Origin of the sequence: Streptomyces alkaliphilus, assembly GCF_014141535.1 — a bacterium.
Classification (GTDB): Bacteria; Actinomycetota; Actinomycetes; order Streptomycetales; family Streptomycetaceae; genus Streptomyces; species Streptomyces alkaliphilus.
On sequence record NZ_VKHT01000067.1, the window covers coordinates 1 to 10,892 of the forward strand.

The 10,892-nt window shown below is 71.7% G+C and carries 8 protein-coding genes and 1 pseudogene; 4 read left to right on the forward strand and 5 right to left on the reverse strand.

Annotation, left to right across the window (positions count from 1 at the left end; genetic code table 11):
• Positions 1–5: 5 nt before the first annotated feature.
• Both FNQ90_RS04270 and FNQ90_RS04275 read left to right on the forward strand, forming a co-directional pair.
• Entirely contained in the window at positions 6–950 is a 945-nt protein-coding gene (locus FNQ90_RS04270) for an amino acid ABC transporter permease (protein ID WP_182605039.1), read from the forward strand.
• A gap of 50 nt (positions 951–1,000) precedes the next feature.
• Positions 1,001–1,753, forward strand: coding sequence for an amino acid ABC transporter ATP-binding protein (locus FNQ90_RS04275; protein ID WP_143617477.1), 753 nt, complete (start codon positions 1,001–1,003; stop codon positions 1,751–1,753).
• A gap of 195 nt (positions 1,754–1,948) precedes the next feature.
• On the opposite strand, the pseudogene FNQ90_RS28640 reads toward FNQ90_RS04275, so the two are convergent.
• Positions 1,949–2,284 (reverse strand): annotated as a pseudogene (locus FNQ90_RS28640) (GNAT family N-acetyltransferase); the annotation flags it as partial.
• A gap of 280 nt (positions 2,285–2,564) precedes the next feature.
• Here FNQ90_RS28640 and FNQ90_RS04285 point away from each other — a divergent pair.
• Complete coding sequence (locus FNQ90_RS04285; RefSeq protein WP_143617466.1) at positions 2,565–3,527, forward strand: zinc-binding dehydrogenase; 963 nt, start codon at positions 2,565–2,567, stop codon at positions 3,525–3,527.
• A 93-nt stretch (positions 3,528–3,620) separates the two neighbouring features.
• Positions 3,621–4,646 (forward strand): type 1 periplasmic-binding domain-containing protein, encoded by a 1,026-nt coding sequence (locus tag FNQ90_RS04290; protein WP_182605035.1) that lies wholly within the window; start codon positions 3,621–3,623, stop codon positions 4,644–4,646.
• A 108-nt stretch (positions 4,647–4,754) separates the two neighbouring features.
• Here the strand turns inward: FNQ90_RS04290 and FNQ90_RS04295 are convergent, their stop codons facing one another.
• From FNQ90_RS04295 to FNQ90_RS04310, 4 genes are all read right to left on the reverse strand, one after another.
• Complete coding sequence (locus FNQ90_RS04295; RefSeq protein WP_182605036.1) at positions 4,755–5,939, reverse strand: PadR family transcriptional regulator; 1,185 nt, start codon at positions 5,937–5,939, stop codon at positions 4,755–4,757.
• A 1-nt stretch (position 5,940) separates the two neighbouring features.
• Positions 5,941–6,822, reverse strand: a complete 882-nt coding sequence (locus FNQ90_RS04300; protein WP_182605037.1) for a DUF4097 family beta strand repeat-containing protein — start codon at positions 6,820–6,822, stop codon at positions 5,941–5,943.
• 267 nt (positions 6,823–7,089) lie between these two features.
• Positions 7,090–7,269 carry a DUF6104 family protein gene (locus FNQ90_RS04305; RefSeq protein ID WP_143617473.1) on the reverse strand — a complete coding sequence of 60 codons (180 nt, stop codon included), beginning with the start codon at positions 7,267–7,269 and terminating at the stop codon, positions 7,090–7,092.
• A 179-nt stretch (positions 7,270–7,448) separates the two neighbouring features.
• Positions 7,449–10,892, reverse strand: a 3,444-nt coding sequence (locus FNQ90_RS04310; protein ID WP_182605038.1) for a multifunctional oxoglutarate decarboxylase/oxoglutarate dehydrogenase thiamine pyrophosphate-binding subunit/dihydrolipoyllysine-residue succinyltransferase subunit, incomplete at its 5' end; no start/stop codon positions are given.

Genomic DNA, 10,892 nt, shown 5'->3' on the forward strand with positions numbered 1-10,892 from the left:
CCTCGGTGACCCCCTCCGACCGGGGTACCGCCCCCACCACCGGCGACGGCCCCCCGCCGGAGGCCATCAAGGCAATCCCCATCCGCCACTACGGCCGGTGGATCGGAGCCGCCGTCGTCCTCGGCCTGCTGGCCCTGCTCGTCGCGGCCTTCGCCAACGCCGCCGTGAGCTGGAGCGTGGTCGGCGACTACCTGACGCACGAGACCATCCTCACCGGTGCCTGGAACACCCTCCAGATCACCATCTACTCGATGCTCCTCGGCGTCGTCCTGGGCACCCTCCTGGCGATCATGCGACTGTCCTCCAATCCGGTGCTCTCCGGCGTCGCCTGGGGTTACATCTGGTTCTTCCGCGGCACCCCCGTGCTGGTGCAGCTCTTCCTCTGGTACAACCTGGCGCTGATCTTCCCCGTGGTGAACCTCGGCTTCTGGTCCGAGGACATGAACACGGTGATGACGCCCTTCCTGGCCGCGCTGCTCGGCCTGGGGCTCAACGAGGCCGCCTACATGGCGGAGATCAGCCGCGCCGGAATCCAGTCGGTGGACCGCGGACAGACCGAGGCGGCCCACGCCCTGGGCATGTCGCCGAGCCGCACCATGCGCAGGATCGTCCTCCCGCAGGCGATGCGGGTGATCATCCCGCCGACCGGCAACGAGTTCATCAACATGCTCAAGACGTCCTCGCTCGCCTACGCCATCCAGTACCAGGAGCTGTTCCTCGCGGGCCGGAACATCTCCTCGCGCACCCTGGCCGTGATGGAGATGCTGATCGTCGTCTCCATCGTCTACCTGCTGCTCACCACCGTGTTCAGCGTCGGCCAGTACTACCTGGAGCGGCACTTCGCCCGGGGCACCGACCAGGCCCCCCGCCCCGAGGGCCCGCTGACGCGCCTGCGCGCCCAGCTGACCGCCTTCCGGGTCCGCAGCACCGTCGGGAGGGAAAAGGTATGAGCGACGCCACCGACGGCGGGGCGACCCCCGCCCCGGGCGGCCCCGGACCGATGGTCCGCGCCGAGCGGGTCCACAAGTCCTTCGGCCTGGTCGAGGTGCTGCGCGGCATCGACCTGGAGGTCCGCAACGGGGAGGTCTTCTGCCTGGTCGGACCCTCCGGCTCGGGCAAGTCCACCTTCCTGCGCTGCATCAACCACCTGGAGAAGATCAACGCCGGCCGGTTGTGGGTGGACGGCCGGCTCGTGGGCTACCGCCAAAAGGGTGACAAGCTCTACGAGATGCGGGAGCGCGAGGTCGCCCACCAGCGCCGGGACATCGGCATGGTCTTCCAGCGCTTCAACCTCTTTCCCCACATGACGGCCCTGGAGAACGTCATGGAGGCACCCGTCCAGGTCAAGGGGATGTCCCGCCGGGAAGCCCGGGAGCACGCCGAACGACTGCTGGAACGCGTCGGCCTGGCGGACCGGATGCGGAACTACCCGGCGCAGCTCTCCGGCGGTCAGCAGCAACGGGTGGCGATCGCCCGCGCCCTGGCCATGGAGCCCAAGCTCATGCTCTTCGACGAGCCCACCTCCGCCCTCGACCCGGAACTGGTGGGCGAGGTGCTCGACGTGATGCGGCAGCTCGCCGAGGACGGCATGACCATGATCGTGGTCACCCACGAGATGGGCTTCGCCCGTGAGGTCGGCGACTCCCTGGTCTTCATGGACGCCGGTGTGGTCGTCGAGGCGGGCAGCCCCCGGGAGGTGCTGACCAACCCCCGGCACGAGCGCACCCGGGCCTTCCTCTCCAAGGTGCTCTGAGCCGAACCGCCCGGGCTGCTGGGGATTCCCGCGCGGCAGCATCCGACCGGTCTTCTCCCACCCCCACATCTCGAAGGTGGCCCGACCGACCGCGTCACCCGGCTCCAGCAACACCACCGCCACCGGGGCGCTCACCCGGGACAACAGTTGGTCCAGCAGCCGGCCGCCGACCCCCTGCCGCCGGTGCTCCGGCCGCACCATCAACTCCGCCACCAGGAACAACTGCCGGGACATGGCCAGCTCGGTCAGTTCCTCCAACTCGTGCGGCACGGTCGAGAAGCGGTCCAACCAACTGCCGTGCCGGTCGATCCGGAACCCGTACGCGCAGCCGACCAGCGCCGGGTCGCTCGCGATGACCATGTCGAACTCCGGCTGCTGGAGATGGTCGGCGAAACGCTGCAGGAAATCCTCCCGGTCGCGCAGGACCGCCCCCGGCTGATCCCGGTAGGCGTCCTCGTGCAGGTCCGCCAGCGCGGCACGCTGATCCTCGGCCTGCCACCGGCTCAGGCGCCGCAGGAACACCTCACCCATCGTCCGCTCCTTCCGCCCCGCCCCCGTCTGCGGCGGGGCGCCGGCAGCACGTCGGGGAACGCCCCCATTCTTCCGCTCCGGGGACGTCGGCGGGAAGTGCGACGCGACCACCGCGCCCCCGCGGCTCCCGTGCCCCTCCGTGACCGTCGCGCCGGCGCCGCGCCCGGCCGGTCACCGCGTTTCCCGAGGTCCGGCCACCCGCACCGGGCCGGCGGTGATGTCGATCGCTTCCGGCCCGCCCCCCTGGCCGCACCCCCCGCCCGCGGTTAGCTTGGGGATCATGTTTGCCGCTTACGCCGCGCGATTCGACCCCGGGAACCCCCTCGCCGCCCTCGAACTGGGTGAACGACCGGAGCCGGAGGCCCCGCCGCAGTGGACCACCATCGATGTCCGCGCCGCTTCCCTCAACCACCACGACCTGTGGACCCTGCGCGGCGTCGGCCTGCCCGAGGAGTCCCTGCCCATGATCCTGGGCTGTGACGCGGCGGGCACCGACGCCGACGGCAACGAGGTCGTCGTCTATCCGGTGATCGGCGCGACCGGCCACGGTGTGGGCCCCCGGGAGCAGCCCACCATCCTCACCGAGAAGTACCAGGGCACCTTCGCCCAGCGGCTGGCGGTCCCGCAGTGGAACGTCCTGCCCAAGCCCGCCGAACTCTCCTTCGAGGAGGCGGCCTGCCTGTCCACGGCCTGGCTGACCGCCTATCGGATGCTGTTCACCAACGCCGGGGTCCGCCCGGGGGACAGCGTGCTGGTGCAGGGCGCGGGCGGCGGCGTGGCCACCGCCGCGATCGTCCTGGGCGCGGCGGCCGGGTTGCGGGTCTTCGCGACCAGCCGGGACGAGAGCAAGCGCCGGCGCGCCGAGGAACTCGGGGCGGAACTGGCGGTCGAGCCGGGGGCCCGGCTGCCGCACCGGGTGGACGCGGTGATCGAGACCGTCGGCGCGGCCACCTGGTCCCACTCGGTCAAGAGCCTGCGGCGCGGCGGCACCATGGTCATCTCCGGGGCCACCTCCGGCACCAACCCGCCCTCGGGGGAGCTGAACCGGATCTTCTTCCTGGAGCTGAAGGTGGTGGGCTCCACCATGGGCACCAAGGAGGAGCTGGCCGCACTGTTGAACTTCTGCGCGACCAAGGGCGTGCGGCCGGTGATCGACTCGGTGATGCCGCTGGAGCGAGCCCGCGAGGGCTTCGGACGGATGGCCTCCGGCGACCTCTTCGGGAAGATCGTCTTCACCCTCTGACGGAGGGACCCCCGTCCCGGCGGCCCGGGCACCCCTTTGGCGCGGTGCCCGGGCCGCCGGGGCCGGTTCATCACGACGCCCGGCCCCGGAGTGGTGCAGGACAGCACTCTGGCGGAGTTGCACGGGATCGCACTGGCCCAGCGCATGTTGTTGGAGGAGGTGGGCCGGGACGATGCCCGGGACCGTGTCGCGTTGCGGGTCCTGCTCGCCAACGCCGGTCCCCGGTTCTCCGAGGGGCCCCGGGTGGCGGGGGCCATCCTGGAGGAGGTGGACGCCGAGGGGATCATCGGCGTCACGGGTCTCGGCCAGAGCCGGGAGGACACCTACCGCACGATGGATGTGTTGGACGCCGCCGGTCTGCCGATGATCGGCACCACCGCCACCGCCACCGCCACCGCCGACGGCATGTTGGAACGGGGGGCGCAGCAGTACTTCCAACTCGCCCCCACCAACGACCGGCAGGCCCGGGTCGCGGTCTCCTTCCTGGCGCACACCCCCCTGCTGCCCGCGTCCGAGGTCGAAACGGATCCGGACGACGGCGCGACCGATGGCGCCGACGAGGGCACCGACGGCGACAACGGCGTTGACCCGGACGACGGCGTCGGCCCCGGGGCGGACGGGGATCCGGCCGCGGACGATCCCACGACCGTCCCGGCGGACGCGGCGATCATCGTCTACGACGAGTTGGACATATACAGCGAGAATCTGGCCGCCGCCTTCCGTACCCTGGACGCCCGGGCCGAGGAACAACGCCGCCGGGGCGACGCCCCGTCGGCGGCCGCGGCCGAGGTGCTGGAGTCCGGGGGCGCGGCCCTGGGGTGGGACGCGATGGACATCCTGGCCACCGCCGCCGGACTCGCCCACCGGACCGAGGGGCGCACCGGCGACTTCGACCGCTCGGCGGTCTCCACCGTCCTGAACACCGGGAACGTCAACATCCAGGGCGCCACGGGGCTGTTGAACTTCCGGGAGCGTCGGGTGCCGGTCGAGAAGCCGGTGTACGTGGTGCGCGCGGGTGAGCGGGAGGCGGAGATCGTCCTCAGCTGCGGGCGGTTCTCCGCGGGTGTCGAGGACACGGTGTGGGGGCCGCAGGACGTGCCCTGCCCCCGGGAGGAGTGAGCTCCCGGGAGAGTGAGGGGAGTGAGGGGGGTGAGCCCTCCGAAACGGAAGGGGCCGGGCCCCGGCGGGTGAGGTGACCCGCCGGGGCGGCCCTGGAGCGGTCGGGGCTCAGCGCGTTCCGTGGGGGGCGTCCGGGGCGCGCAGCAGCGCGCCCAGGTGGGCCGAGGCCTCCGAGAGCAGGCGCCCGGCCTCGCGCAGTTGGACGGAGGAGACGCCGTGGTCACGCCCGGCGTCGCGCACCTCGTCGCGCAGGTCGTCCAGCAGCCGCGTCAGCTCCCGCAGCCGCTCGGCGGCGGCCTCCGGGGTGTCGGGCTCCTCCTCCTGCGCGGTGGTGCGGGCGCTCCCGGCTTCACCGGTGTCGCCCCGGTGCGGATCCTCTCCGGCCCGGTCCTCCGGCTCCTCGGCGGATCGGTCGGCCGATTGGTCCGACCAGGGCATGGTGGAGCCGCCCGCACGGCTCCACGCCTCGAATTCGCGCCCCAGCCCCTCCAGGCCCTCGCGGACGGCGCTCTGCCAGTCCCCGCCGGCGGCGTGGGGGCGGACCCGCTCCTGGATGCGGTGCGCGGCCTCCTCCCAGTGTCGGCGGGCCTCCCGACCCGCCTCCTCGTACCGGACCCGCCACTCGGTGCCCTCGGTGTCGGCCCCGCCGGTGCCGGCGTGGTCCCGCTCTCCGGCGCCGTGACCGGCGCCCCGTCGGGCATTGGTGTCCCGGGAGGCCTCCCGGGGCTGCTCGGTCTCCTCCCGGCTCAGGCCCCCGAAGGGACCGCCCGCCCCGAAGGGACCGCCGGGACCGAACGGACCACCGGGACCGAACGGGCCGCCCTCACCGAACGGGCCGCCACCGCGACGACCGGCGCCGCCCTTGCGGAAGCGGTCCGAGCCGCCGGGGCCCTCGCCGGCTCCCCGCCGGGCCCGGTCGGCGGCCCGGCGCATCTCCTCGCGCAGCGCGCGGGCCGAGCCGTGCACGTCCTCCCGGATGTCGCCGGCGAGGGCGGTGAGGGAGTCGTGGATCTCCCGCTCCAGGCGGGTCAGCTCCTGCTCGCGCGCGGCCAGCTCGGCCTCCCCCTCCGGTGTGAGGGAGTAGACCTTCCGGCCGCCCTCGGTGGTGTGGGTGACCAGGCCCTCCGCCTCGAGCTTGGCGAGCCGGGGGTAGACGGTGCCGGCGGAGGGGGCGTACAGACCCTGGAAGCGCTGCTCGAGCAGCCGGATCACCTCGTAGCCGTGACGGGGGGACTCGGCGAGCAGCTTGAGCAGGTACAGCCGCAGGCGACCGTGACCGAAGACGGGGGGCATGTCAGACGTCCTTCCGCAGGGTGCCGGCGGTTTCGGGCTCCTCGGGGCCGGCGGGCCGACGGAGCAGGGCGATCGCCCCGGAAACACTGTTCAGTCGCACGGTGCCGGTGCCCGCGCCGACGGTGCCGGTCAGGCGGCGCGACCCCCACTGGCTCTCGGTGGTCAGCGCCGGGAACTCGCTGGAGAGGGAGCCGGTGGTGGTGTGCGCGCCGACCACGGCCCCCGGCTGCTCGGGGAGGCGGACGGCCAGCTCACCCGAGACGCTGTGCAGCCGGACCTCACGCTCGCCGGGGACGGGGGCGAGGTCGACCAGCGCCCCGCCGGCGACGGAGTCGGCCCGCACCGACGCCCCCGCGTGACCGACCAGGGTGAGGTCCCCGGAGACGGTGGTGAAGCGCAGGTCACCGGTGAGCGACTCGGCCTCCAGGGAACCGGAGACGGTCTCCGCCCGGACCGCGCCGGTGAGACCGACCAGGGTGGCGTCGCCGTTCACGCTGCGCACGCAGGTGTCCCCGGTGAGGCCCGAGACGACCGCTCCGGCGCCGACCACGCCGACGTTCAGCCGGGCGACGGCGGGCACCGAGAGCGAGACCACCGCGCGGCGCTCGGGGATCCCGCGGTCGAAGAACCGCAGGAAGCCCTGCCACGGCACGTCGTCGTAACCGATGACGAGCCGGGTGCCCTCGCGGGTCACCCGCAGCGGCGCGCCCCGCACCTCGGAGATCTCCAGCGCCGCGCCGGTGGTGCCGGCGGTGCCGACGATGTTGACCGCGCCGTTGACCAGCCGGAGCTGGACCTCCTCGACGGGGCCGTCGAGGTCGAATGTGGCGGGCTCCCCGACCACCCGGCCGCTCGCCCATTCCTCGCCGGTATCGCCGGTCATGGATCCTCCCGCACGCTCAACAGCCCTGACGATGGGGATGACGCAACGCGACAACCGACGCGGCAACGCGGCAACGCCGGTACTCCGGGACGACCCCGGTCGAGGCGTCCACGCCATCCCGGTTCACGATATATCGCGTGTCGGCTTTGTCAAGCTATCGAGTATCGCGTTGCGTGTGGGTGGGCGCACGGACCGGGCCCCGCGCCCCCGGCGCGGGGCCCGGTCCGTCGGCTCCGTGTCGCTCGTTCCCGCTACTCGTGCCCCCTGTTATTCGTCGTCCTCGTCGTCCAGGCGTGCCAGCCAGGTCGCCAGCCGCTCCACGGGCACCTCGAAGTCGGGATTCAGATCCACGAAGAGCCGCAACTGCTCCGCCAGCCACCCCAGGGTGACCTCCTCGTCGCCCCGACGGCCCTCCAGCTCCTCGATCCCGCGATCGGTGAAGTACACGCTGTGCTCCCGCTCCTGTTCGCTTCTCCCGGTCGGGTACGCCGCCGCCCGGCGGGACGGCGGCGCCCACGGCGAAGGGCCGGACCCCGTGACCACGGGGCCCGGCCCTTCGCCGTGGCGTCGTCGGTACCGGACGGTGCCGACCGGTCGTTGCCCGACCCGCACCGCCCGATCGCCGGTCAGATGTCGAAGACCTCGTTCACCAGCGCCCGCTGCTCCGCCTGGTGCCGCTTGGCCGAGCCCACCGCCGGGGAGGAGGAGGACGGCCGGGACACCCGACGCAGCCGGTCCGCGTTCGGCACCGGGTCCGATCCGATGATCAGGTCCAGGTGGTCCACCAGGTTGAGCGCGATGAACGGCCACGCCCCCTGGTTCGCCGGCTCCTCCTGGGCCCAGATGAACTTCTCCGCGCCCCGGTAGCGACCCATCTCGGTCTGGATCTCCTCGCCGGGCAGCGGGTACAGCCGCTCCAGCCGGATCAGCGCCGTGTCGGTCGCGCCGCGCTTCTCCCGCTCGGCCGCCAGGTCGTAGTAGACCTTGCCGGAGCAGAAGACCACCTTGTTGACGCCCGCCGGGTCCACGGTGTCGTCACCGATGACCGGACGGAAGCCACCGCTGGTGAACTCCTCCGCGGCCGAGGTCGCCGCCTTCAGTCGCAGCAGCGACTTCGGGGTGAAGACGATCAGCGGCTTGTGGTGCGGGTTGTGGACCTGCCAGCGCAACAGGTGGAAGTAGTTCGACGGCACGGTCGGCACCGCCACGGTCATGCTGTCCTGCGCGCACAGCTGGAGGAACCGCTCGATGCGGGCCGAGGAGTGGTCCGGTCCCTGCCCCTCGTAGCCGTGCGGCAGCAGCAGCGTGACCCCGGAGGTCTGCCCCCACTTCTGCTCGGCGGAGGAGATGAACTCGTCCACGGTGATCTGAGCGCCGTTGACGAAGTCGCCGAACTGCGCCTCCCACATCACCAGCGCCTCGGGCCGGGCCAGCGAGTAGCCGTACTCGAAGCCCATCGCCGCGTACTCGCTCAGCAGCGAGTCGTAGACGTTGAACCGGGCCTGGTCCTCGGACAGGTACAGCAACGGGGTGTACTCGTCGCCGTTCTTCTGGTCGATGAGCACAGCGTGCCGCTGCGCGAAGGTGCCGCGTCGCGAGTCCTGGCCGGCCAGGCGCACCGGGGTGCCCTCCAGCACCAGCGAACCGATGGCCAGGGCCTCGCCCATCGCCCAGTCGATCGTGCCGTCGCCGATCATCGCCGCACGCCGCTGGAGCTGCGGCAGCAGCCGCGGGTGGACGGTGATCCGGTCCGGGATGTTGACCTGGGACTCGGCGATCCGCTTGAGCACGTCCTGGGAGACACCGGTCTCCACGGTCACCGGGAAGGACGGACGCGGGGCGTGCAGCTCGGCCTCGCCCGGCGTGTCGGTGGCCTCGCGGACCTCCTTGAAGACCTTCTCCAACTGCTGCTGGAAGTCCTGGAGCGCCTGCTCGGCCTCCTCGACCGTGATGTCACCGCGCCCGATCAGCGACTCGGTGTAGAGCTTGCGCACCGAGCGCTTCTTGTCGATCAGGTTGTACATCAGCGGCTGGGTGAAGGCCGGGTTGTCGCCCTCGTTGTGGCCGCGACGGCGGTAGCAGACCAGGTCGATGACGACGTCCTTGTTGAACGCCTGCCGGTACTCGAAGGCCAGCCGGCCCACCCGGCAGACCGCCTCCGGGTCGTCGCCGTTGACGTGGAAGATCGGCGCCTCGATCATCCGCGCCACGTCGGTGCAGTACATCGAGGACCGCGAGGAGTCCGGCGGGGCGGTGTAGCCGACCTGGTTGTTGATGACGATGTGCACGGTGCCGCCGGTGCGGTAGCCGCGCAGCTGCGACATGTTCAGGGTCTCGGCGACCACGCCCTGGCCGGCGAACGCCGCGTCACCGTGCAGCAGGATCGGCAGCACGGTGAAGTCCGCGCCGCCCTTGCCGATGATGTCCTGCTTGGCCCGGGCCACGCCCTCGACCACCGGGTTGACCGCCTCCAGGTGGGAGGGGTTGGCGGCCAGCGTGACCTTGACCTTCTCGCCGCCCAGGCCGGTGAAGGTGCCCTCGGTGCCCAGGTGGTACTTCACGTCGCCGGAGCCGTGCATCGACTTCGGGTCGAGGTTGCCCTCGAACTCGCGGAAGATCTGCGCGTAGGACTTGCCGACCACGTTGGCCAGCACGTTCAGCCGGCCCCGGTGGGCCATGCCGATGACTGCCTCGTCCAGGGAGGCGCCGGCGGCCTCGTCGAGGATCGAGTCCAGCAGCGGGATGACGGACTCGCCGCCCTCGAGGGAGAACCGCTTCTGACCGACGTACTTGGTCTGCAGGAAGGTCTCGAACGCCTCCGAGGCGTTGAGGCGGCGCAGGATGCGCAGCTGCTCCTCGCGCTCCGGCGGGGTGTGCGGACGCTCCACCCGGTCCTGGATCCACTTGCGCTCGCTCGGGTCCTGGATGTGCATGTACTCGATACCGGTGGTGCGGCAGTACGAGTCGCGCAGCACGCCGAGGATGTCCCGGAGCTTGAGCATCGCCTTGCCGGCGAACCCGCCGACCGCGAATTCCCGCTCCAGGTCCCACAGGGTGAGCCCGTGCTCCTTGATGTCCAGGTCGGGGTGGCGGCGCTGCTTGTACTCCAGCGGGTCGGTGTCGGCCATCAGGTGACCGCGCACGCGGTAGGAGTGGATCAGGTCGAAGACCCGCGCCGCCTTGGTGACCTCGTCGTCGTGGCTGACGTCGATGTCGCGGTGCCAGCGGACCGGCTCGTAGGGGATGCGCAGGGCCTCGAAGATGCGGTCGTAGAACTCGTCCTCGCCCAGCAGGAGGTTGCTCATCACCCGCAGGAACTCGCCGGAGGCCGCGCCCTGGATGACCCGGTGGTCGTAGGTGCTGGTCAGCGTCATGACCTTGGAGACGCCCAGGCGGTTGAGGGTGTCCTGGGAGGTGCCCTGGAACTCCGCGGGGTACTCCATGGCGCCGACGCCGACGATGACCGCCTGGCCGGGCATCAGGCGCGGCACCGAGTGGACGGTGCCGATGCCGCCGGGGTTGGTCAGCGAGGCGGTGACGCCGGTGAAGTCGTCCATCGTCAGCTTGTTGGCGCGGGCGCGCCGGACGATGTCCTCGTAGGCCTGCCAGAACTCGAAGAAGGTGAGCGTCTCGGCCTTCTTGATGGCGGCCACCACGAGCTGCCGGTCGCCGTTCGGCTTGACCAGGTCGATGGCCAGCCCCAGGTTCACGTGCTCGGGCTTGACCAGGGTGGGCTTGCCGTCCCGCTCCGCGTAGGAGTGGTTCATGGTCGGCATCGCCTTGAGCGCCTGCACCATGGCGTAGCCGATGAGGTGGGTGAAGGAGACCTTCCCGCCCCGGGCGCGCTTGAGGTGGTTGTTGATGACGATGCGGTTGTCGAACAGCAGCTTCACCGGCACCGCGCGCACGGAAGTGGCGGTCGGCAGCTCCAGCGAGGCGTTCATGTTCCGCGCCACGGCGGCGGACGGCCCGCGCAGGACGGTGTACTCCGGCCCGGCCCCGGTCTCCTCGTCCTTCTTCCCGCCGGCCGGCGCGGTGTCCCCGGGGGTCCGGGTGGCCGGGGCCTTCGG